The following is a 22,032-nucleotide window of genomic DNA, read 5'->3' as shown; positions in this document are numbered from 1 at the left end:
GCACACTCTGTGCAAACCTATCCCCCAACGGAGACTTCATGAAATTCGGCCACATCGCCGCCGCCTGCCTTTCGCTCGCCCTCAGCGCGGGCGCGTTCGCACAGACCACCACGCTGAAGATCGGCTACGCCACGTCCAAGGAATCGCATTACGGCGTGGGCTCGACGGTGTTCTGCGACGAGATCGAGAAGGGCACGCAAGGCCGCTACAAGTGCCAGCACTTCGCCAACTCGGCACTCGGCGGTGAACGCGAGCAGATCGAGGCGATCCAGCTCGGCACGCAGGACCTGCTGAACACCTCCACCGGCCCGGTCGGCAACTTCGTGCCCGAGGTCAAGATCGTCGACATCCCCTTCCTGTTCCGCGACTACGACCATGCGCGCAAGGTGATGGACGGCCCGATCGGCCAGGACATCCTGACCAAGTTCCCGAGCAAGGGCATCATCGCGCTGGCCTGGACCGAGAACGGCTTCCGCCACATGACGAACAGCAAGCGCGACATCGTCAAGCCCACGGATGCCGCCGGCCTGAAGATGCGCACGATGGAAAACAAGGTGCACATGGACGGCTACCGCACCTTCGGCATCCTGCCGACGCCGATGGCCTTCCCCGAACTGTTCGGCGCGCTGCAGCAAGGCACGGTCGATGGCCAGGAGAACCCGATCCCCGTCATCCTGTCGGCCAAGTTCTCGCAGGTGCAGAAGCACTTGTCGCTGACCGGCCACGTCTACTCGCCGGCGCTGCTGCTGCTGTCACCCAAGGTCTGGAACAAGCTGTCGGATGCCGACAAGAAGGTGTTCGTCGACGCTGCGCAAAAGGCCTCCGTGGCCCAGCGCAAGAAGGTCAACGACGACGAGAACAACGGCATCGCCCAGCTCGAGAAGGACGGCATGAAGGTCACCAAGACCGTCGACGGCGCCGCCTTCCGCGAGGCGCTGAAGCCTGCCTATGTCGGCTATGCCAAGGAATTCGGCGCCGACAACATCAAGAAGATCTCCGACGTCAAGTAAGCCCCCGCGGCTCCCCGATCACCGCCCGGCCCGCGAGGTGCCGGGCGGTTCGCTTTTCAAAGACCCAACGAGATTCCACCCGTGCAAGCTTTCGAGCGCTACTTCCTCGCGGCCAACCGCTGGGCCCTGATCCTCCTGCTGGCCGCGATGTCGGTCATCATCTTCACCAACGTGGCGCTGCGCTACCTTACCAACCAGTCTCTGGAATGGGCCGAGGAGGTGTCGCGCCACATGATGATCTGGCTCACCTTCCTGGGCGCCGGGCCGGTGCTGCGCTACGGCGGCCACATCGCGGTCGAGAACCTGCAGGACGCGCTGCCGCGCGCGGGCGCGATCGCGGTGCGCATGGTCGTCGCGGCGCTGCTGTTCGCCTTCTTCGGCTTCATGGTCTGGTACGGCTGGCTCTACATGCAGCGCACCATGTTCCAGCTCACGGCCGTCACGCAGATTCCGTTCGCCTACATCTACAGCGCGATGCTGATCGGCGGCGTGCTGCTGATCGTGCACTTCCTGTTCGTGGTGAAGCCGTATGTGCTGCGCAGGGAGTTCGCGTCCGACGAGCATTTCGACGCCAACGCCAGCGCGTCGCTGTAGGGAGAACGACATGGATGCCAGCATCGTTCTCATCGTTTCCGCCTGCATTTTTCTCGCGATCGGCGTGCCCGTGGCCTTCGCGCTCGGCCTGGCCACCGCGGCCACGCTGATCCTCGCCGAGAGCTATCCGCTGCTCGTGCTGCTGAAGGAGACCTTCACCGGCATCGACAGCTTTCCGCTGATGGCGGTGCCCTTCTTCATCCTGGCCGCCGAACTCATGAGCGGCGGCTCGCTGACCGAGGTGCTGCTGCGCTTCGCGGGGCAGTTCGTCGGGCACCGGCGCGGCGGGCTGGGCTACACCAACGTGGTGTCGCTGACCTTCTTCTCCGGGATCTCCGGCTCCGCGCTGGCCGATGCCGCGGGCCCCGGATCGATGCTGATCAAGATGATGGACAAGGCCGGCTACGACCGCTCGTACGCCGCGGCGCTGACCGCGTCGACCGCGATCGTCGGGCCGATCATTCCGCCGTCGATCATCATGATCATCTATGCGCTGCAGGACGAATCCGTCTCGGTCGGCACGCTGTTCGTGGCCGGCATCCTGCCGGGCATCCTGATCGCGGTGGCGATGTGCATCGTCAACTTCTACGTCTCGAAGAAGCGCAACTACAAGGGCGATGGCGAGACGCCGCCGCTGCGCGAGATCCTGCTGACCACCTGGAAGGCGCTGCCGGCGATCCTGCTGCCGGTGGTGATCCTCGGCGGCATGCGCGCCGGCTGGTTCACGCCGACCGAGGCCTCCGTCGTGGCCGTGTTCTACGCGCTGGTGTGCGGCAAGTTCGTCTATCGCACGCTGGAATGGAAGGCGCTGCCGAACATCCTGGAACGCTCGGCGCTGCTGTCGGCCTCGGTGCTGATCATCATCGGCCTGTCGGCCTCTTTCGCCTGGATCCTGACGATCGAGGGCATTCCGCAGCAGATGGCCGAGTGGCTGGTGAGCATGAACCTCTCGCCGTGGATGTTCCTGATCATCGTCAACGTGTTCCTGCTGCTGTTCGGCATCTTCATCGAGCCGCTGCCGGGCGTGATGGTGCTGGCGCCGATCCTCGCGCCGGTGGCGATGAAGCTGGGCGTGGACCCGGTGCACTTCGCGATGATCGTGATCTACAACCTGACGCTGGGGATGATCACCCCGCCGGTGGGCGGCCTGCTGTTCGTGACCTGCAACGTCTCCAAGGTGCCGATGTCGCAACTGGTGCGCGAACTGGTGCCCTTCCTGTGGGCACACGGCGCGGTGCTGGTGCTGCTGACTTTCGTGCCCGCGCTGAGCACCTGGATGCCGCACGCGCTCGGCTTCAAATAGGCCGCGAACCGCTACACTCGCGGGGTCAGGAGAGCGCCCCGCCAGACGGGGCCGCCGAAGGCGCAGGGCCCCAAAAGCATGGGTCCGAACGCTCAGGCAAAAGGACTGACAAGGCGCCCGGTCACACGGGCGTTTCCTTGCTGGAGAGAGGTCGCGGAAGCACGCGGCCCACCGAAGGAGCAAACCCCGATCGTGGGGCGAATCTCTCAGGTAAAGCGGACAGCAGGGGTGGCCCATGGCTTGCGTCATGGAACTCGACTGCCCCACTGGAAAGCCCCATGGCCTCCTCTCCCGACACTGCTTCCGACACCACGCTGCTCAAGACCCCGCTGCACGACCTGCACGTCGAACTGGGCGGTCGCATGGTCCCCTTCGCCGGCTATTCGATGCCGGTGCAATACCCGAGCGGCCTGATGGCAGAGCACAAGCACACGCGCGAAGCCGCGGGCCTGTTCGACATCTCGCACATGGGCCAGTTGCGGCTCGTCGGCCCGGATGCCGCCGCCGCCTTCGAGACGCTGATGCCGGTCGACGTGATCGGCCTCGCGCCCGGCAAGCAGCGCTACGGCCTGCTGCTGGATGACAACGGCGGCATCCTCGACGACCTGATGTTCTTCAACGAAGGCAACGACTCGATCTTCGTGATCGTGAACGGGGCCTGCAAGGCGGCTGACATCGCGCACATCACGGCCAGGATCGGCGGACGCTGCTCGGTCCAGCCGCTGCCCGACCATGCGTTGCTGGCGTTGCAAGGCCCGCAGGCCGCGGGCACATTGGCGCGCCTGTCGCCCGGCGTCGAGCGCTACGTGTTCATGACCGGCGGCGCGGTGCAGATCGGCGCGATCCCGGCTTTCGTGACCCGCAGCGGCTACACCGGCGAAGACGGCTTCGAGATCTCGGTCGCCGCCAGCGACGCCGACGCCCTCGCCCGCCTGCTGCTGGCGCAACCCGAGGTGAAGCCCATCGGCCTCGGCGCCCGCAATTCGCTGCGCCTGGAAGCCGGCCTCTGCCTCTACGGCAACGACATAGACACCAGCACCACACCAGTCGAAGCCTCGCTCAACTGGGCGATGCAGAAGGTGCGCCGCACCGGCGGTGCGCGCGCCGGCGGCTTCCCGGGCGCCGACAAGATCCTGACGCAGTTGGCCGTTGCCGGCGACCTGGCCGGCCATGTCGACCAGAAGACGCTCACGCGCAAGCGCGTCGGCCTCGTCGCACTGGAGCGCGTGCCCGTACGCGACGGCAGCGAACTGCAGTCCTTCGAAGGCCATCCCATCGGCAAGGTGACCAGCGGCCTGCTCGGCCCGACGGCCGACCGCCCGATCGCGATGGCCTACGTGGCCACGGCCTTCTCCGAGCCGGGTACCCGCATCCAGGCCATCGTGCGCGGCAAGCCCGTGCCGATGGAAGTGACCACCATGCCTTTCGTGCCGACCCGTTATTTCCGCGGCTGATTCATCCAGTTTTCGTCAGACTTTTTTCCAGGAGCATTCATGACCGTCAAGTACACCAAGGACCACGAGTGGGTCCAATCCACCGGCGCCGACACCGTCACCGTCGGCATCACCGTGCACGCGCAGGATGCGCTGGGCGACGTGGTGTTCGTCGACCTGCCGCAGGTCGGCCAGGACTACGCGCAAGGCGAAGTGGCCGGCGTGGTGGAGTCCGTCAAGGCCGCGGCTGATGTGTTCATGCCCGTGTCGGGCGAAGTCACCGAGGTGAACGAGGCTTTGCGCGCCGACCCGTCGCTGGCCAACACCGACCCGCTGGCCGCCGGCTGGTTCTTCAAGGTCAAGCTCAGCGACCCAGCGCAACTGGATGCGCTGATGGATTCGACGGCCTACGACAAGTTTTCGGCCGAGGCTTGATCCAACGCCGCTGAATGCGGACCGGGTCGTACGTGAAGGACGCGACCCGCGCGTCCTCCGCAACCTCTTTCCGCATTCATCCTCCTCCTAGACAGAACACGCCATGCCCAACGCCCTGCCCTCCCTGCGCCAACTCGAAAATGCCGAAGAATTCGTCGCGCGCCACATCGGCATCGAGCCCGCCGACGAGGCGCGCATGCTGCCCGTCATCGGGCATGCCACGCGCGCGGAACTGATCGACGGCATCGTGCCGCCGGCCATCCGCCGCTCGCATCCGATGGACTTGCCGCCCGCCATCACCGAGGCCGCCGCGCTGGCCGAGCTGAAGGCCATCGCCAGCAAGAACAAGGTGGCGCGCAACTTCATCGGGCAGGGTTACTACGGCACGCACACGCCCGGCGTGATCCTGCGCAACATCCTGGAGAACCCGGCTTGGTACACCGCCTACACGCCCTACCAGGCCGAGATCTCGCAGGGCCGCATGGAGGCGCTGCTCAACTTCCAGACCATGGTCTGCGACCTCACGGGCATGGCCATCGCCAATGCCTCGATGCTCGACGAAGCCACCGCCGCCGCCGAGGCCATGACGCTCGCCCGTCGCAGCGTCAAGAGCAAGAGCAATGTGTTCCTGGTGGCCGGCGACTGCCATCCGCAGACCATCGAAGTCATCAAGACCCGCGCCGCGCCGCTGGGCATCGAGATCAAGGTCAGCACCGCGACCGAAACCCTGCCGCACCTCATGGCGAGCGGCGATTTCTTCGGCGTGCTGGCCCAGTACCCCGGCACTACCGGCCAGGTGCATGACCTGCGCCCGCTGGCCGGCCATGCGCATGCCAACCACGCCGCACTGTGCGTCGCCGCCGACCTGCTGGCGCTCACGCTGCTCGCGCCGCCCGGCGAATGGGACGCCGACATCGTCTGCGGCACCACCCAGCGCTTCGGCATGCCGCTGTGCAACGGCGGCCCGCACGCGGCCTACCTCGCCTGCCGCGACGAGTTCAAGCGCTCGCTGCCGGGCCGGCTGGTGGGCGTCAGCGTCGACGTGCACGGCGCGCCCGCCTATCGGCTCGCGCTGCAGACGCGCGAGCAGCACATCCGCCGCGAGAAGGCCACCTCGAACATCTGCACCGCGCAGGTCTTGCCGGCGGTGATCGCCAGCATGTACGCGGTCTACCACGGTCCCCAGGGCCTGCTCCGCATCGCGCAGCGCGTGGCCGCGTTGACGGCCATCCTCGCCGAGGGCCTCGAGGAAATGGGCCGCGTGCTGTCCAACACCACCGCCTTCGATTCGCTGACCATTCAGACCGGCGACGACACCCAGGCCATCCTCGACCGCGCCGCAGCCGCCAACATCAACCTGCGCTGCCGGCTGCAAGGCCATCTCGGCCTCTCGCTGGACGAGACCAGCACCTATGCCGACGTGGAAGATCTGTGGGCCCTGTTCGCGCCGAAGGACGCGCACCTGCCGCACTTCGAGCTGCTGGCCGAAGGCGTCACGCCGCGCATCCCAGACGAACTGCGTCGCAGCAGCAACTTCCTCACCCACCCGGTCTTCAACACGCACAAGAGCGAGACCGGCATGCTGCGCTACATCCGCAGCCTCAGCGACAAGGACGTCGCGCTGGACCGCAGCATGATCCCGCTGGGCAGTTGCACGATGAAGCTCAATGCGACGAGCGAGATGATCCCGATCACCTGGCCCGAGTTCGCGAACATCCATCCGTTCGCGCCCGCCGACCAGCGCGAGGGCTATACCGAACTCGACCAGCAACTGCGCGACTGGCTCTGCGAAGCCACGGGCTATGCCGGCATCAGCCTCCAGCCCAACGCCGGGTCGCAAGGCGAGTACGCCGGGCTGCTGGCCATCAAGGCCTTCCACGCCTCGCGCGGCGAAGGTCAGCGCAACATCTGCCTGATCCCGTCGTCGGCGCACGGCACCAACCCGGCCAGTGCACAGATGGTCGGCATGCAGGTCGTCGTGACCGCCTGCGATGCGCAAGGCAACGTCGACCTCGACGACCTCAAGCGCGCCTGCGAGAAGCACAGCGCCAACCTCGCCGCGGTGATGATCACCTACCCCAGCACGCACGGCGTGTTCGAGACCGGCGTGAAGGCGCTGTGCGAACTCGTGCATTCGCACGGCGGGCGCGTGTATGTCGACGGCGCCAACATGAACGCGCTCGTCGGCGTGGCCGCACCCGGCGAGTTCGGCGGCGACGTGAGCCACCTGAACCTGCACAAGACCTTCTGCATCCCGCACGGCGGCGGCGGACCGGGCGTCGGCCCGGTGTGCGTGGTGGAAGACCTCGTGCCCTTCCTGCCCGGCCATGCGACGGCCGGCATCGCATCGCAAGGCCCGGGCGCGGTGTCCGCCGCGCCCCTGGGCAACGCGGCCGTGCTGCCGATCAGCTGGATGTACTGCCGCATGATGGGCGCCGACGGCCTGCAGGCCGCGACCGAAGTCGCGATCCTCAGCGCCAACTACATCAGCTCGCGCCTGAAGGACCACTACCCCACGCTCTACGCCAGCCCGAACGGCCACGTCGCGCACGAGTGCATCCTGGACCTGCGCCCGCTCAAGGACACCAGCGGCGTCACTGCCGAGGACGTGGCCAAGCGCCTGATCGACTACGGCTTCCACGCCCCAACGTTGAGCTTCCCGGTGCCCGGCACGCTGATGGTCGAGCCGACCGAAAGCGAGCCGCTGGCCGAACTGGACCGCTTCGTCGACGCGATGATCGCCATCCGCGGCGAGATCCGCCGTATCGAGGAAGGCGTCTGGCCCAAGGAGGACAACCCGCTCAAGCACGCGCCGCACACGGCCGCGAGCCTGATGGCCTCCGACTGGGCGCACCCCTACTCGCGCGAGCTCGGTGCGTTCCCGCTGGCTGCGCTGAAGCAGAACAAGTACTGGTCGCCGGTCGGCCGTGTCGACAACGTCTACGGCGACCGCAACCTGTTCTGCAGTTGCGTACCGGTGGGCGAGTACGAAGAAGCGTGAGCCGCCGGGTCACTCACAAGGCGAATACCGCAGCCGTGCCGCGCGGAGCTTACCCAGTGAGCGCCGCCCGGCCGCTCGAAGGCGCTCGCACCCCAGCTTGCCGCGCGAAGGTGATGCAATGACCGAACTCATGATCCGCCCGGTGGCCGAACAGGACTACGCGTCCTGGCGGCCACTCTGGGACGGCTACAACGCCTTCTACGACCGCCAGGGCCCGACCGCGCTGCCCGAGGAGATCACGCGTACGACATGGGCGCGCTTCTTCGACGACAGGGAACCGATGCATGCCGTGGTCGCCGAGCGCAACGGCAAGCTGCTGGGGCTGGTGCACTACCTCTTCCATCGCAGCACGATCTCGATCGCGCCGATCTGCTACTTGCAGGACCTGTTCACAAGCGAGGCGGCGCGCGGCCAGGGCGTGGGACGTGCGCTCATTGAAGCGGTGTACGCGCGTGCGGCGACAGCCGGAGCCTATCGCGTCTACTGGCAGACCTTCAACACGAACAGCACGGCGATGCTTCTCTATGACAAGGTCGCGGACAAGCCGGGGATCACGATCTATCGGAAGAGTCTGTGACCTGCGCGCAGCAGGCTCGGGCTCAGAGCTTCTTCTGCATGAACACCGCCGTGCCAAAGCTGGGATCCAGTGAATACGGCCCGAAGCCCTCGCGCTCGTAGGCGCGAATCGCGCTGGCATTGCCCGACAGCACTTCCAGCGTGAGCTTGCAGGCGCCGCGCGTCCTCGCCTCCAGTTCCACACGCTCCAACATTCGTTGCGCAACCCGCTGGCCCCGATAGCGCGGCAGCACCACGACGTCGTGCACGTTGACAAGCGGCTTGCAGGCGAAGGTCGAAAAGCCTTCGATGCAATTGACCAGGCCGATCGCCAGGTCGCCGTCGATCGCCAGCACGGTGAAGGCCTGCGGTCTCTTCGCAAGCTCGCCCGGCAGTCGCGTCAGCAACTTGAGCGGAATGGCGGCGCCACCGCCCGCCGGGTCGCGCGCATAGGTGTCGAGCAAGGAAATGACAGCAGCGCCATCCGCCGAGTCGGCGTAGTCGGCCAGCCTGATCTCGATCACATGAGCTCCCGCTTCAACCCGCTTCGACCGTTGCCACGAGCCTGCGCGCGCAGCCTTCCGCCTGGACCGGATCGCGCGCCTCGACCATCACGCGCAGCAGTGGCTCGGTGCCACTTGCGCGGATGAGCACGCGTCCGGCGTCGCCGAGTTCGGCCTCAATGCGCTTCGTCTCATCCGCCAGCGCCGAGTTGTTGCGCCAGTCCTGGCCATCGCGCAGGCGCACGTTGATAAGCGTCTGGGGAAACAAGGTCACGTCGGCCAGCAACTGCGCAACACTCTGGCTGGATCGCACGCACGCCTGGAGCACCTGCAGCGCGCTCACGATGCCATCGCCCGTGGTGTGGCGGTCGAGCGCCAGCAAATGACCCGAGCCCTCACCGCCGAGCACCCAGCGGCGCTTGGTCAGTTCCTCCAGCACGTAGCGGTCGCCCACCTTGGCTCGCACGAAGTCGATGCCCTTGCTGCGCAACGCAACTTCGACCGCCTTGTTGGTCATCAGCGTGCCGACGACGCCTTCCAGCCGCTCACCGCGCGCCAGGCGTTCGTTGGTCATGAGGTAGAGCAGTTCATCACCGTTGAAAAGGCGACCACTGGCATCGACCAGTTGCAGCCGGTCCGCATCGCCGTCGAGCGCGATGCCGTAGTCGGCCTGCTGTGCCTTGACCGTGTCGATCAGGGCCTGCGGATGCGTCGCGCCGACGCCCTTGTTGATGTTGAGCCCATCCGGCGCGCAGCCGATGACCGTGACGTCGGCGCCCAGTTCATGGAACACCTGCGGAGCGACCTGGTACGCCGCCCCATGGGCCGCATCGACCACCAGCTTGAGGCCGCGCAACGTCAGGTCATTGGCGAAGGTGCTCTTGCAGAACTCGGTGTAGCGCCCGGTCGCATCGTTGAGGCGGCGCGCCTTGCCGAGGTTGGCCGAATCGGCCCACACCGGCGGTTCCTCCAGCGCGGCCTCGACGGCCAATTCCCAGTCGTCGTCGAGCTTGGTGCCCTGTGCGCTGAAGAACTTGATGCCGTTGTCCGGAAAGGCGTTGTGGCTGGCGCTGATGACCACGCCCAGGCTGGCACGTTGGGCCCGCGTGAGGTAGGCGACGCCGGGCGTGGGCAGCGGGCCCAGCAGAACGACGTCGACACCCGCCGAGTTGAAGCCGGATTCCAGCGCCGATTCCAGCATGTAGCCGGAAATTCGCGTGTCCTTGCCGATCAGCACGGTGGGTCGCGACTCCTTCTGCTTCAGCACGCGACCAACGGCGTGCGCAAGACGCAAGACGAAGTCGGGGGTGATGGGCGGTACGCCAACCATGCCCCGGATGCCGTCGGTGCCGAAATACTGCCGTGTCATGTTTCTTCCTTCCTCGGTTGTTCTTGAGTCGATGTGGCTCTGCCATCTCGACTCGATCCCCCGCGGGGGGCGGGCCGGGCAGGGCCCGGCCCTGGGGGCTCTTGATTCATTGCTCGCCACACGGCGAGCGCTTCCACTGTCTCGCGCACGTCGTGCACGCGCACGATGCGCGCACCACGTTCCACCGCAAGTACTGCCGCCACCACGCTAGGGAGCAGCCGTGCCGATGCGTCGGCGATGCCAGTCACAGCGCCGAGCGAGGACTTGCGCGACCAACCCGCCAACAGCGGATAACCCGCCGCGAGCAATTCCTGTTGCCGTGCAAGCAGCGAGAAATTCTGCGGCACAGTCTTGCCGAAGCCAATGCCCGGATCGAGCACGATGCGCGAGTCATCGATGCCCAGCGTCTTCAGTTCCTCCGTCGCATCGACCAGGAAAGCCCGCACCTGAGGCACCACGTCGCCTTCCATCGGCGACGCCTGCATGGTCTGCGGATCACGATGCATGTGCATCAGGCAAACGCCGCAGGCCGGATGCGCCGCAATCGCTTCGCGCGCGCCGGGTTGGCGCAAGGCCCAGATGTCGTTGATGATGTCGGCGCCCAGGTCGAGGACGGCGCGCATCACCTCGGGCTTGTAGGTGTCGACGGAAATCGCGACGCCGAGCCTGACCGCTTCGCGCACGACCGGCAACACGCGCGCCAGTTCAAGTTCGAGCGGCACCGCAGGGCTGCCCGGCCGGGTCGATTCGCCGCCGATGTCGAGAATGTCGGCGCCCTGCCCGATCATCTCTTCGCAATGGCGCAAGGCCGCGGCGGCGTCCGCGTAGCTGCCGCCGTCCGAGAACGAATCGGGCGTGACGTTGACGATCCCCATCACGCGCGGCTGCGCGAGGTCGATCCGAAACCGGGCGGTCTGCCAGACGTTCATGGCCGACCACTCCACCCATGAAAAAACGGGGCCGATGGCCCCGTTGCTTGCCGACGCAAGACGCTCACGCTGCGGTCGGTGTCGGGTCCGGCTTGACGGCGGTACCACCGGTGCCGCCACCGCTGCTGCCCGACGGCGGAATGCGCGGCGTCCAGTCCTTGGGCGGACGCGGCTCCTTGCCGGCCATGATGTCGTCGAGCTGCTCAGTGTCGATGGTTTCCCACTCGAGCAGGGCCTTTGCCATGGCATGCATCTTGTCGCTGTTCTCTTCGATCAGGCGACGCGCCAGGGCGTACTGCTCGTCGATGATGCGGCGGACTTCGGCGTCGACCTTCTGCATGGTCGACTCGCTCATGTTGGTCGTCTTGGTGACCGAGCGGCCGAGGAAAACTTCGCCCTCGTTCTCGGCATAGACCATCGGGCCCAGCGATTCGGTCATGCCGTAGCGCATCACCATGTCGCGTGCGATCTGGGTGGCGCGTTCGAAGTCGTTGCTGGCGCCGGTGGTCATCTGGTGCATGAACACTTCTTCGGCGATGCGGCCGCCGAACAGCATGCTGATCTGGTTCAGCATGTAGTCGCGGTCGTAGCTGTAGCGGTCCTGTGCCGGCAGGCTCATGGTCACGCCCAGGGCACGGCCGCGCGGAATGATGGTGACTTTGTGCACCGGGTCGCACTTGGGCAGCAGCTTGCCGATGAGGGCGTGGCCGGACTCGTGGTACGCCGTGTTGCGGCGCTCTTCCTCGGGCATGACCATGCTCTTGCGCTCGGGGCCCATGAAGATCTTGTCCTTGGCCTTCTCGAAGTCCTGCATCTCGACGACGCGGGCACTGCGGCGGGCGGCCATCAGGGCTGCTTCATTGCAGAGATTGGCCAGGTCCGCGCCGGACATGCCGGGCGTGCCGCGGGCGATGACATTCGGGTTCACGTCCTGGCCGAGCGGCACCTTGCGCATGTGCACGCCGAGGATCTGCTCGCGACCGCGGATGTCCGGCAGCGTCACATAGACCTGGCGGTCGAAACGGCCGGGGCGCAGCAAGGCGGCGTCCAGGATGTCCGGGCGGTTGGTGGCAGCCACGACGATCACGCCGAGGTTGGTTTCGAAGCCGTCCATCTCGACCAGCATCTGGTTCAGCGTCTGCTCGCGCTCGTCATTGCCACCGCCGAGGCCAGCACCACGTTGACGGCCGACCGCATCGATTTCATCGATGAAGATGATGCAGGGAGCGTTCTTCTTGGCGTTCTCGAACATATCGCGCACACGGGCCGCGCCCACGCCGACGAACATTTCGACGAAGTCGGAACCGGAGATCGAGAAGAACGGAACCTTCGCTTCGCCGGCGATCGACTTGGCCAGCAGCGTCTTGCCGGTGCCGGGAGGGCCGACAAGCAACAGGCCGCGCGGAATGCGACCGCCGAGCTTCTGGAACTTCTGCGGGTCTTTCAGGAAGTCGACGACTTCCTTCACTTCTTCCTTGGCCTCGTCGCAACCCGCGACGTCGGCGAAGGTGACGGTGTTGTTGTTCTCGTCGAGCATGCGGGCCTTGCTCTTGCCGAAGCTGAACGCCCCGCCCTTGCCGCCGCCCTGCATCTGTCGCATGAAGTAGACCCAGACGCCGATCAGCAGCAGCATCGGGCCCCAGCTGACCAGCAGCGTCATGAGCAGCGAGCCTTCTTCGCGCGGACGCACGTCGAACTTGACGTTGTTGTCGATCAGGTCACCGACCAGGCCGCGGTCGAGGCCGGTGGAGTTGGTGCGGATCTTGCGGTCATCCGTGCTGACCGCGACGATCTCGCCGCCCATCAGGCTTTCCGGGATGGACGCGGTCTTGATCTGCTTGCTGCGAACCATGTCCAGGAATTCGGAGTAGCTCACCGCGCCAGCGCCAGCGCCGCCACGCGTGTCGAACTGCTTGAACACGGTGAACAACACCATCGCAATGACGAGCCAAACGGCAATTTTCGAAAACCACTGATTATTCAAACCGAAGCTCCAGTCAGGCGGTGCGTGTGACAAGGCGGGAAATCCGCGCACCAGGCAGGCAATTGGCGGTCATTTTAGGCTTTTCAAGCTGCGAAATAGGCATGAATGACCTCAGCAGCCATAGGCAAAGCACGGTTATGTCCCGAAATGAGGCGTTATTCGTCGGACGTATCAATGCGTATCTGTAGTCCGAAGCCCGATGCCGACCAGGAAAGTCTCGGACGATTTGTCCCGCGAGGCCTTTGGTTTCACCTTCTTGACCACCTTGAACGTGTCCTTGAACAGCTTGTTCAGCGGGTCATAGCTGCTGCCGTGGAACAGCTTGGTCACCAGTGCGCCATCAGGCCTCAGGTGCTGATTCGAGAAGTCGACCGCAAGTTCCACCAGGTGCGCAACGCGCGCTGCATCGGCGGACGCAATGCCCGAGAGATTGGGCGCCATGTCGGACACCACCACGTCAGCCTTGCGCCCGTGCAGCGCGGCTTCCAGCTGCGCCAGCACCTCCGGCTCGCGGAAGTCTCCCAGCAGGAAGGTCACGCCCTCGATCGGCTCCATCGGCAGCATGTCGAGCGCGATGATGGTGCCCTGCAATTGGCCTGACGCCGCCCCGCCCGGAGCCATGCGGCGCCTGGCGTACTGGCTCCAGGCACCGGGCGTCGAACCGAGGTCGATGACGAGATGGCCGGGCTTGATGAGCCCCAGCGTCTCGTCGATTTCCTTGAGCTTGTAGGCGGCGCGGGCTCGGTAGCCCTCGCGGGTCGCCAGCTTGACCCAGGGGTCGTTGATATGGTCGTGCAACCAGGCCTTGTTGACCTTCTTGCCTGTGGACTTGGTAGTCAATGAGACCCCCACGCTCGGCACTTCGTGTCCTCGCTGCCCCCCGAGGGGGTGCGAGCTTGCTTGGGGCGGCCCGGCGCAGTGTCCATGGACCCCCACGCTCGGCACTTCGTGTCCTCGCTGCCCCCCGAGGGGGTGCGAGCTTGCTTGGGGCGGCCCGGCGCAGCGCTCGTCGCTCGCGGCGTTTCAGCGATCGCAAAGTGTCGAAAAATATTGTTTGGAAGGGATCGTTTCACAGTGGTTCGATAATACGGGTATGCCCGCCATTCAATTGACCCCCGCCCAGCGCAAGGAGCACCGCTCCGAAGCGCACCACCTGAACCCGATCGTGATGATCGGCAGCGATGGGCTCACCCCCGCTGTCACCAGGGAAGCCGACGCCGCGCTGAAGGCCCATGGCTTGATCAAGATCCGCGTGTTCTCGGACGACCGGCTCGCGCGCGACGCCATGCTGCAGACGCTGGCCAACGACCTCAACGCCGCGCCGATCCAGCACATCGGCAAGCTGCTGGTGCTGTGGCGTCCCAAGGTCGAGAAGGTCAAGGAAGTCGACGAGGACCGGATGCCCGGGCCGCGCGACATCAAGGTCGTCAAGTACAGCAAGCGTGCCGGCCAGCGTCCGGAGATCAAGACGCTGCGCGTGCTGGGCAACCAGCGCCTGACGGCCGGCGGCAACATCAAGCGCGCCAAGCCGCGCAAGCCGCTCTCGGTCAAGAAGCAGCGCCAGGCAGACTGAGCGATGGCGGCGGAGTCAACGGCGCAGCCGATGCGCCACATCGTCTGCATGAAGTGGGGCACGAAATACGAGGCCACCTACGTCAACAAGCTCTACGCGATGGCGCGCCGCCATCTGACGGGGGACTTCCGCTTCATCTGCCTGACGGATGACAGCGTCGGCATCCGCAGCGAGGTCGAATGCTTCCCGATCCCGCGCTTTGACATCCGTCCTGAAGCCGCCGGCGTACGCGACCGCGCCTGGCGCAAGCTCACCACGCTGAGCCGTGACTTGCCCGATGTCTACGGGCTGCAAGGCCAGGCGCTGTTCCTGGACCTGGACATCGTGGTGGTTGGCAGCCTGGACGAGTTCTTCAGCTACCCCGGCGAGTTCGTGATCATCAAGGACTACCGGCGGCCGTGGCGCGTGACCGGCAATTCATCGGTCTACCGCTACACGATCGGCGCGCATGCCGACGTGCTGGACTACTTCCGAGCGAACGAAACTGCGATGCGCGAGAAGTTTCGCAACGAGCAGACCTACCTGTCGGACTATGTGCATGAACAGGGGAAGCTGACGTACTGGCCCAGCGACTGGTGCCCGAGCTTCAAGTACGGCGGGATTCCGATCTGGCCGACCAACTACTGGCGCCGACCCTTCGTGCCGGAAGGTGCACGCGTGATGATCTTTCACGGCGAGTGCAATCCACCCGATGCGCTGGCCGGCCGCCGCAACCGCCGCTTCCGCTTCATCCGCCCTGCCACTTGGGTGGCCGAGCACTGGCACGAATAGTTTTTGTCAGCCAGGCAGCGGGTCGGGCTGCCGCAGCACACGCCAGAGCACGACGGCGGCGCTGGCCCATTGCAGGAGGTACATGCCACTGCCGACGGCATGCCACAGCGGCAGGTTGTCGCGGGCCACGATGCGTGGCGCGACGCCGAACTCGCCCAGCAAGGCCAGCAAAAGGCCCAGCAGCACGAACGGCAACGCCGCGTGCACCCGTGCTCCCAGTTCAGGCAGGCGGGCCGAGCGGCTCATCATCAAGAGCAGCATCGCGCAGCCCAGCGAAACCCAGGTCTGCGCAGTGAACAGCCTGGCCGCCATGCCACCCGCCATTGCCGGTGTCGGCAGGTTCTTGAACAAGAGCGGCACGACCAGGAAACCGATCGTGCCCAGGCTGCCCCACCACAGCGCCGCGACAAAACCCGGCAGGCGGGCAACCAGGCCACGCATCCTTGTCAGACGTAGTGGACCGCGACGATCTCGTAGCGCTTGAGGCCGCCGGGCGCCTGCACTTCCGCGGTATCGCCCTCTTCCTTGCCGATCAGCGCACGGGCGATCGGGCTGGAGATGTTGATGAGGCCCAGCTTCAGGTCCGCCTCGTCTTCGCCGACGATCTGGTATTTGACGGCCTCGCCGGTCTCCTCTTCTTCCAGTTCGACCGTGGAGCCGAACACGACGCGGCCGCCGGCATCGAGCGCCGCGGGGTCGATGATCTGGGCGGCCGAGAGCTTGCCTTCGACTTCCTGGATGCGGCCTTCGATGAAGCCCTGGCGGTCCTTGGCGACTTCGTATTCGGCGTTTTCGCTCAGGTCGCCCTGGGCACGGGCTTCGGAAATCGCGTTGATGACCCAGGGGCGGTCGACCGTCTTCAGACGGTGCAGTTCTGCGCGAAGTTTCTCGGCACCGCGCTTGGTGATCGGAATAGTGGCCATGGTTTTCAGTCTCAAAAAGCGAAACCGCCGAACGTCGCCGTTCGGCGGTGCCAAAGGTGCGAATCAGACGAGGGTTCGTCCGGTCAGCCGGCTCAGGATGGCCAGCGGACTTGCCTGCGGATTGTATTGGCTCGCGGCGGGCAAATGAAGGGTCTGTTCCGCCATGAACTGGCCCGACATCACGGCATGCGAAGTCTGGTCCGAGAAGCAAACCCACACCGACCCTGGGGGAAACAGCACGGTCTCCTGGGGCGACGACTTCTGGTAGTCCATGTCGGACTTCATCGCGTCGTGCAACTGCAGCATCAGGTGGTCGTATTCGCTGCGGAAGGACTTGGTGACGTGCAGGATCTTCAACACGCTGGCCTGCATGTGCGAATAGGGCTTCGCACGCGGCAGGAAGCGCTGCGCCACGGTCTCGAAGGGCTCACCGACACGCCAGACGCGCGGCGCACCCTGCGGATTCAGGTTGGTGAACACGCGCAGGATTCGTTCGCCGTAGTTGGGGCGCGACGGAAACGAATCCACGTGCAAGCGGCGGTCATCGGCACGCCACGATTGCACGCGCGTCTCGACCTGGGCCGGCCTGAAGCTGGTCGGCGCCATGCGCAAGGACGGGCTGTAGTGCGGCAGCAACCCGTCGATGAGTTGGCGTGCCTGCGAGCGGAAACGCCCGATCATGGCCGTGGCCGCCTGCTGCACGGACTCGTCACCCTCGACGCCCTTGAGTTTGCCGCCGCCGTCCAGGCTGATGTTGCGAACGCCCTTCGCGAGCAGCGCCGGGTCCAGCAACCTGGCTTCCGATGGCAGGAGTTCGAAACCCAGGCGCGGAAAGTACAGGACCTTGCCGGCTTCGAGTTCCGCGATCAAAGCGTCGTTGGGCTTGGCGCCGGCCCAATCGGCCAGGTCGACTTCTACAACTTGAGATTCCATAGGGCTGGTACTCCGTCCAGGACCAACGCGGAACCGGCGCTGCCGGTCCGCTGATATTGCTCGCGGAAGTGCGAGCAAACGCCAAGGTTAATGCACTCGTCCGCTGAATCGCTGAAATGGGCGGGGAGGGACGTCCGAGACTGGGTGCGATGCCAGGCGCGGCGACTACCTGCAGGTATCGCGAGCATTTGTATCGCCGGCAGCACGCCCGATTCGGGCGGACAGCACCGGCCCGATTTCAGTGATTCAGTGCATCAACTGAGCGTGCATCTCCTGCACTGAAATCACGCTCAGTTCGTTCATGTGCTTCATGCCTTCAACGGCAGCTTCGGCACCAAAGATCGTCGTGATCGTCGTCACGCGCGCCAGCAAGGCCGAGGTGCGGATCTGGCGCGAATCGGTGATCGCATTGCGGCGTTCCTCGACCGTGTTGATGACCAGCGCAATCTCGTTGTTCTTGATCATGTCGACGATGTGCGGACGGCCTTCGGTGACCTTGTTGACCACGGCGCAAGTCACGCCCGCCGCGTTGAGCGCAGCCGCCGTGCCCTTGGTGGCAATCAAGTCGAAGCCCAACGTGGCCAGGCCGCGCGCCACTTCGACGGCACGCGCCTTGTCGTTGTTCTTCACCGAGATGAAGACCTTGCCCGACTTCGGCAGGTGCGTGCCGGCGCCGAGCTGCGACTTCACGAAGGCTTCGCCGAAGGTCTTGCCCACGCCCATGACTTCACCGGTCGACTTCATCTCGGGGCCGAGGATGGTGTCCACGCCCGGGAACTTGACGAAGGGGAACACGGCTTCCTTGACGCTGAAGTACGGGGGCGTGACTTCCTTCGTCATGCCTTGCGACGCCAGCGACTGGCCGGCCATGCAGCGGGCCGCGACCTTGGCCAGTTGGATGCCCGTCGCCTTGCTCACGTAAGGCACGGTGCGCGAGGCACGCGGGTTGACTTCCAACACGTAGATCACGTCCTGGCCGTCCTTCTCCTGGATCGCGAACTGCACGTTCATCAGGCCGACCACGTTCAGTGCCTCGGCCATCGCGGCGCTCTGGCGCTTGAGTTCGGCGATCGTCGAAGCCTTGAGGCTGTAGGGCGGCAGCGAGCAGGCGGAGTCGCCCGAGTGCACGCCGGCTTGCTCGATGTGCTCCATCACGCCGCCGATCAGCGTCGCGCCAGTGGCGTCGCGGATGCAATCCACGTCGCATTCGACCGCGTCGTTGAGGAAGCGGTCCAGCAGCACCGGCGAATCGTTGCTCACCTTCACCGCCTCGCGCATGTAGCGCTCGAGGTCGCGCTGCTCATGCACGATTTCCATGGCGCGACCGCCGAGCACGTAACTCGGGCGCACCACCAGCGGATAGCCGAGTTCAGCCGCCTTGGTCAATGCTTCGGGCTCGGCACGCGCGGTGGCGTTCGGCGGTTGGCGCAGGCCGAGCTTGTGCAGCAGTTGCTGGAAACGTTCGCGGTCTTCGGCCGCATCGATCATGTCGGGCGAGGTGCCGATGATCGGCACGCCGTTGGCTTCGAGGCCGAGGGCGAGCTTCAACGGCGTCTGGCCGCCGTACTGCACGATCACGCCGATCGGCTTTTCCTTGTCGACGATTTCCAGCACGTCTTCCAGCGTCAGCGGCTCGAAGTACAAACGGTCGCTGGTGTCGTAGTCGGTCGACACGGTCTCGGGATTGCAGTTGACCATGATGGTCTCGTAGCCGTCCTCGCGCATCGCCAGCGCGGCATGCACGCAGCAGTAGTCGAACTCGATGCCCTGGCCGATGCGGTTGGGACCGCCGCCGAGCACCATGATCTTCTTCTTGTCGGTGGGTGCGGCTTCGCACTCGTCCTCGTAGGTCGAGTACATGTAGGCCGTATTGGTGGCGAACTCTGCGGCGCAGGTGTCGACGCGCTTGTAGACCGGGCGCACGTTCAGGGCGCGGCGCTTCTCGCGCACAGCCGTGTCGGTGGTCTTCAATTGGAACGCCAGACGGCGATCCGAGAAGCCCTTCTTCTTGAGCGCGAGCAACGTGTCGCGGTCGATGTCGTCGAGCGACTTGGTTTCCAGTTCGAGCTCGATCTTCACGATCTCCTCGATCTGCACCAGGAACCACGGGTCGATCTTGGTCAGCGCAAACACTTCATCCACGCTCAGGCCCATCGCGAAGGCGTCGCCCACGTACCAGATGCGCTCGGGGCCGGGTTCGCCCAGTTCCTTCTCGAGCACTTCTCGGTCTTGCGTCTTCTCGTTCATGCCGTCGACGCCGACTTCGAGGCCACGTAGCGCCTTCTGGAAGGACTCCTGGAAGGTGCGGCCCATGGCCATGACTTCCCCGACCGACTTCATCTGCGTGGTCAGACGCGAGTCGGCCTGCGGGAATTTCTCGAATGCGAAGCGCGGGATCTTTGTGACGACGTAGTCGATCGACGGCTCGAACGATGCCGGCGTGGCGCCGCCCGTGATCTCGTTGCGCAGTTCGTCGAGCGTGTAGCCCACGGCCAGCTTGGCCGCGACCTTGGCGATCGGGAAACCGGTGGCCTTCGATGCCAGCGCCGACGAGCGCGACACGCGCGGGTTCATCTCGATGACGACCATGCGGCCGTCCTTCGGGTTGATGGAGAACTGCACGTTCGATCCACCCGTGTCCACACCGATCTCGCGCAGCACTGCCAGCGAGGCATTGCGCAGGATCTGGTATTCCTTGTCGGTCAGCGTCTGCGCGGGCGCGACGGTGATCGAGTCGCCCGTGTGCACGCCCATCGGGTCCAGGTTCTCGATCGAGCAGACGATGATGCAGTTGTCCGCCTTGTCGCGCACCACTTCCATCTCGTACTCTTTCCAGCCGAGCAGCGATTCTTCGATCAGCAACTCGTTGGTCGGCGAGGCTTCCAGCCCGCGCTTGCAGATGGTGTCGAACTCTTCCGGGTTGTAGGCGATGCCGCCACCCGTGCCGCCCAGCGTGAAGCTGGGGCGGATCACTGTAGGGAAGCCGACGGTCTTCTGCACCGCCCACGCCTCGTCCATCGAATGCGCGATGCCCGAGCGGGCCGAACCGAGACCGATCTTGGTCATCGCGTCCTTGAACTTCAGGCGGTCCTCTGCCTTGTCGATGGCTTCGGGCGTCGCGCCGATCAGTTCGACCTTGTACTTGTCGAGCACGCCGTTGCGCCACAGGTCCAGCGCGCAGTTCAGCGCGGTCTGGCCGCCCATGGTCGGCAGGATCGCATCGGGGCGTTCCTTGGCGATGATCTTCTCGACCGTTTGCCAGGTGATCGGCTCGATGTAGGTGACGTCGGCCGTGGCCGGGTCGGTCATGATCGTCGCGGGGTTGCTGTTGATCAGGATGACCTTGTAGCCCTCCTCGCGCAGGGCCTTGCAGGCCTGCACGCCCGAGTAGTCGAACTCGCAGGCCTGGCCGATGATGATCGGGCCGGCGCCGATGATCAGGATGCTCTTGAGGTCTGTGCGCTTAGGCATTCTTATGTTTCTCCATGAGCGCCGTGAAGCGGTCGAACAAATAGCTGATGTCGTGCGGGCCGGGCGAGGCTTCCGGGTGGCCCTGGAAGCAGAAGGCCGGCTTGTCGGTGCGCGCCAGGCCTTGCAGCGTGTTGTCGAACAGGCTGATGTGCGTGGGTCGCAGGTTGGCCGGCAGCGACTTCTCGTCGACCGCGAAGCCGTGGTTCTGGCTGGTGATGCTCACACGGCCGCTGTCGAGGTCCTTCACCGGATGGTTCGCGCCGTGGTGGCCGAACTTCATCTTGAAGGTCTTCGCGCCGGAGGCCAGCGCCATGATCTGGTGACCCAGGCAGATGCCGAAGGTCGGGATGCCGGTCTCGATCAGTTCCTTGACCGCGCTGATCGCGTAGTCGCAAGGCTCCGGGTCACCGGGGCCGTTGGCCAGGAAGATGCCGTCCGGCTTCAGCTTGAGCACGTCGGCCGCGGGCGTCTGCGCCGGCACCACCGTGATGCGCGCGCCGCGCTGGGCGATCATGCGCAGGATGTTCTTCTTCACACCAAAGTCGTAGGCGACGACGTGGAACTTGGGGGTGATCTGGACGCCGTAGCCCGCGCCGAGCTTCCACTCGGTCTGGTTCCATTCATACGTCTGCTTGACCGACACAACCTTGGCCAGGTCCAGGCCCGACATGCTCGGCGCGGCCTTGGCGGCGGCGATGGCCTTGTCGATCAACGCCTGCGTCACGGTCTCGCCTTGCGCCAGGCCCAGGATGCAGCCGTTCTGCGCGCCATGCGTGCGCAGGTGGCGCGTCAGCTTGCGCGTGTCGATGTTCGCAATGGCAACCGTCTTGCCGGCGACCAGGTATTCGCTGAGCGTGGCCGTCTTGCGGAAGTTGGACGCGACGAGCGGCAGGTCCTTGATGATCAGGCCGGCGGCATGGATCTTGTCGGCTTCGATGTCTTCCAGGTTGACGCCGTAGTTGCCGATGTGCGGATACGTGAGCGTCACGATCTGCTGGCAATAGCTGGGGTCGGTCAGGATTTCCTGGTAACCGGACATCGAGGTGTTGAACACCACTTCGCCGGTGGTGGCGCCGGCGGCGCCAATCGAGTTGCCTTGAAAGACCGTGCCGTCTGCAAGCGCCAGGATGGCGGGCGGGAAAGCTCCCTTGAGAGACAAAAGCACTGGGGTTCTCCGAATGGATGACGCCCAGAGTGCACCCAGGATCTGACTCGCGGGGGTGCGACTTTCGTCGAGGAGTACGG

The 22,032-nt window shown here is 65.3% G+C and carries 19 protein-coding genes and 2 riboswitches; of the genes, 9 read left to right on the top strand and 10 right to left on the bottom strand.

Features of this window, described 5'->3' with window-relative positions; translation table 11 throughout:
* Positions 1–38 precede the first annotated feature (38 nt).
* The 7 genes from WKW82_RS12225 (at position 39) to WKW82_RS12195 (ending at position 8,353) form a co-directional block, all read left to right on the top strand.
* A complete protein-coding gene (locus WKW82_RS12225) occupies positions 39–1,010 on the top strand; it encodes a TRAP transporter substrate-binding protein (protein WP_340342558.1) in 972 nt (323 codons plus the stop codon).
* 81 nt (positions 1,011–1,091) lie between these two features.
* Entirely contained in the window at positions 1,092–1,604 is a 513-nt protein-coding gene (locus tag WKW82_RS12220; protein ID WP_340342557.1) for a TRAP transporter small permease, read from the top strand.
* Between the two features lie 10 nt (positions 1,605–1,614).
* Positions 1,615–2,907 (top strand): TRAP transporter large permease, encoded by a 1,293-nt coding sequence (locus tag WKW82_RS12215; protein ID WP_340336807.1) that lies wholly within the window; start codon positions 1,615–1,617, stop codon positions 2,905–2,907.
* Between the two features lie 24 nt (positions 2,908–2,931).
* Positions 2,932–3,017: riboswitch (glycine riboswitch) on the top strand.
* A 20-nt stretch (positions 3,018–3,037) separates the two neighbouring features.
* A riboswitch (glycine riboswitch) is annotated at positions 3,038–3,140 on the top strand.
* Positions 3,141–3,185: 45 nt separating this feature from the next.
* Positions 3,186–4,361 (top strand): glycine cleavage system aminomethyltransferase GcvT, encoded by a 1,176-nt coding sequence (gene gcvT / locus WKW82_RS12210; protein WP_340342556.1) that lies wholly within the window; start codon positions 3,186–3,188, stop codon positions 4,359–4,361.
* Positions 4,362–4,400: 39 nt separating this feature from the next.
* Positions 4,401–4,775: a glycine cleavage system protein GcvH gene (gene gcvH, locus WKW82_RS12205; protein ID WP_340342555.1), complete on the top strand. Its 375-nt coding sequence runs from the start codon at positions 4,401–4,403 to the stop codon at positions 4,773–4,775.
* Positions 4,776–4,878: 103 nt separating this feature from the next.
* The gene (gene gcvP, locus WKW82_RS12200; RefSeq protein WP_340342554.1) at positions 4,879–7,776 is read left to right on the top strand and encodes an aminomethyl-transferring glycine dehydrogenase; all 2,898 of its coding nucleotides are present in this window, start codon (positions 4,879–4,881) and stop codon (positions 7,774–7,776) included.
* Positions 7,777–7,894: 118 nt separating this feature from the next.
* Positions 7,895–8,353 carry a GNAT family N-acetyltransferase gene (locus WKW82_RS12195; protein WP_340342553.1) on the top strand — a complete coding sequence of 153 codons (459 nt, stop codon included), beginning with the start codon at positions 7,895–7,897 and terminating at the stop codon, positions 8,351–8,353.
* A 22-nt stretch (positions 8,354–8,375) separates the two neighbouring features.
* On the opposite strand, the gene WKW82_RS12190 is transcribed toward WKW82_RS12195, so the two are convergent.
* From WKW82_RS12190 to WKW82_RS12170, 5 genes are all read right to left on the bottom strand, one after another.
* A complete protein-coding gene (locus WKW82_RS12190) occupies positions 8,376–8,855 on the bottom strand; it encodes a GNAT family N-acetyltransferase (RefSeq protein ID WP_340342552.1) in 480 nt (159 codons plus the stop codon).
* A gap of 13 nt (positions 8,856–8,868) precedes the next feature.
* Positions 8,869–10,203 carry a phosphoglucosamine mutase gene (gene glmM, locus WKW82_RS12185; RefSeq protein WP_340342551.1) on the bottom strand — a complete coding sequence of 445 codons (1,335 nt, stop codon included), beginning with the start codon at positions 10,201–10,203 and terminating at the stop codon, positions 8,869–8,871.
* A complete protein-coding gene (gene folP, locus WKW82_RS12180; protein WP_340342550.1) occupies positions 10,200–11,132 on the bottom strand; it encodes a dihydropteroate synthase in 933 nt (310 codons plus the stop codon). The genes glmM and folP overlap by 4 nt, the downstream gene beginning before the upstream one ends.
* A gap of 64 nt (positions 11,133–11,196) precedes the next feature.
* On the bottom strand, positions 11,197–13,116 hold the full coding sequence (ftsH, locus tag WKW82_RS12175) for an ATP-dependent zinc metalloprotease FtsH (protein ID WP_340342549.1): 1,920 nt from the start codon (positions 13,114–13,116) through the stop codon (positions 11,197–11,199).
* A 171-nt stretch (positions 13,117–13,287) separates the two neighbouring features.
* The gene (locus tag WKW82_RS12170) at positions 13,288–13,956 is read right to left on the bottom strand and encodes an RlmE family RNA methyltransferase (RefSeq protein WP_340342548.1); all 669 of its coding nucleotides are present in this window, start codon (positions 13,954–13,956) and stop codon (positions 13,288–13,290) included.
* Between the two features lie 253 nt (positions 13,957–14,209).
* Between WKW82_RS12170 and WKW82_RS12165 the strand changes: the two genes are divergently transcribed.
* Positions 14,210–14,689 carry a YhbY family RNA-binding protein gene (locus WKW82_RS12165; RefSeq protein ID WP_340342547.1) on the top strand — a complete coding sequence of 160 codons (480 nt, stop codon included), beginning with the start codon at positions 14,210–14,212 and terminating at the stop codon, positions 14,687–14,689.
* A 3-nt stretch (positions 14,690–14,692) separates the two neighbouring features.
* Complete coding sequence (locus WKW82_RS12160; protein WP_340342546.1) at positions 14,693–15,460, top strand: glycosyltransferase; 768 nt, start codon at positions 14,693–14,695, stop codon at positions 15,458–15,460.
* Between the two features lie 6 nt (positions 15,461–15,466).
* On the opposite strand, the gene WKW82_RS12155 is transcribed toward WKW82_RS12160, so the two are convergent.
* The 5 genes from WKW82_RS12155 to carA form a co-directional block, all read right to left on the bottom strand.
* Positions 15,467–15,901: a DUF4149 domain-containing protein gene (locus WKW82_RS12155; protein WP_340342545.1), complete on the bottom strand. Its 435-nt coding sequence runs from the start codon at positions 15,899–15,901 to the stop codon at positions 15,467–15,469.
* Between the two features lie 5 nt (positions 15,902–15,906).
* Positions 15,907–16,383: a transcription elongation factor GreA gene (gene greA, locus WKW82_RS12150; RefSeq protein WP_213954295.1), complete on the bottom strand. Its 477-nt coding sequence runs from the start codon at positions 16,381–16,383 to the stop codon at positions 15,907–15,909.
* A gap of 63 nt (positions 16,384–16,446) precedes the next feature.
* The gene (locus tag WKW82_RS12145; RefSeq protein WP_340342544.1) at positions 16,447–17,316 is read right to left on the bottom strand and encodes a Kdo hydroxylase KdoO; all 870 of its coding nucleotides are present in this window, start codon (positions 17,314–17,316) and stop codon (positions 16,447–16,449) included.
* Positions 17,317–17,562: 246 nt separating this feature from the next.
* Positions 17,563–20,787 (bottom strand): carbamoyl-phosphate synthase large subunit, encoded by a 3,225-nt coding sequence (gene carB, locus WKW82_RS12140; RefSeq protein ID WP_340342543.1) that lies wholly within the window; start codon positions 20,785–20,787, stop codon positions 17,563–17,565.
* Positions 20,780–21,952 (bottom strand): glutamine-hydrolyzing carbamoyl-phosphate synthase small subunit, encoded by a 1,173-nt coding sequence (gene carA / locus WKW82_RS12135; RefSeq protein ID WP_340342542.1) that lies wholly within the window; start codon positions 21,950–21,952, stop codon positions 20,780–20,782. The genes carB and carA overlap by 8 nt, the downstream gene beginning before the upstream one ends.
* Between the last annotated feature and the right edge of the window lie 80 nt (positions 21,953–22,032).

Source organism: Variovorax rhizosphaerae, from assembly GCF_037889975.1.
In the GTDB taxonomy this organism is placed as follows: Bacteria; Pseudomonadota; Gammaproteobacteria; order Burkholderiales; family Burkholderiaceae_C; genus Variovorax; species Variovorax rhizosphaerae.
The sequence above is the reverse complement of the archived record's forward strand: the minus strand, read 5'-3'. Positions and strand labels throughout refer to the sequence as shown.

Excerpts from the sequence above, each read along its gene's own strand:
- WKW82_RS12225 (WP_340342558.1), top strand. The coding sequence starts at position 39 with ATGAAATTCGGCCACATCGCCGCCGCCTGCCTTTCGCTCGCCCTCAGC.
- WKW82_RS12215 (WP_340336807.1), top strand. The coding sequence starts at position 1,615 with ATGGATGCCAGCATCGTTCTCATCGTTTCCGCCTGCATTTTTCTCGCG.
- gcvT (WP_340342556.1), top strand. The coding sequence starts at position 3,186 with ATGGCCTCCTCTCCCGACACTGCTTCCGACACCACGCTGCTCAAGACC.
- gcvH (WP_340342555.1), top strand. The coding sequence starts at position 4,401 with ATGACCGTCAAGTACACCAAGGACCACGAGTGGGTCCAATCCACCGGC.
- gcvP (WP_340342554.1), top strand. The coding sequence starts at position 4,879 with ATGCCCAACGCCCTGCCCTCCCTGCGCCAACTCGAAAATGCCGAAGAA.
- WKW82_RS12195 (WP_340342553.1), top strand. The coding sequence starts at position 7,895 with ATGACCGAACTCATGATCCGCCCGGTGGCCGAACAGGACTACGCGTCC.
- glmM (WP_340342551.1), bottom strand. The coding sequence starts at position 10,203 with ATGACACGGCAGTATTTCGGCACCGACGGCATCCGGGGCATGGTTGGC.
- folP (WP_340342550.1), bottom strand. The coding sequence starts at position 11,132 with ATGAACGTCTGGCAGACCGCCCGGTTTCGGATCGACCTCGCGCAGCCG.
- WKW82_RS12165 (WP_340342547.1), top strand. The coding sequence starts at position 14,210 with ATGCCCGCCATTCAATTGACCCCCGCCCAGCGCAAGGAGCACCGCTCC.
- WKW82_RS12160 (WP_340342546.1), top strand. The coding sequence starts at position 14,693 with ATGGCGGCGGAGTCAACGGCGCAGCCGATGCGCCACATCGTCTGCATG.
- WKW82_RS12155 (WP_340342545.1), bottom strand. The coding sequence starts at position 15,901 with ATGCGTGGCCTGGTTGCCCGCCTGCCGGGTTTTGTCGCGGCGCTGTGG.
- greA (WP_213954295.1), bottom strand. The coding sequence starts at position 16,383 with ATGGCCACTATTCCGATCACCAAGCGCGGTGCCGAGAAACTTCGCGCA.
- WKW82_RS12145 (WP_340342544.1), bottom strand. The coding sequence starts at position 17,316 with ATGGAATCTCAAGTTGTAGAAGTCGACCTGGCCGATTGGGCCGGCGCC.
- carB (WP_340342543.1), bottom strand. The coding sequence starts at position 20,787 with ATGCCTAAGCGCACAGACCTCAAGAGCATCCTGATCATCGGCGCCGGC.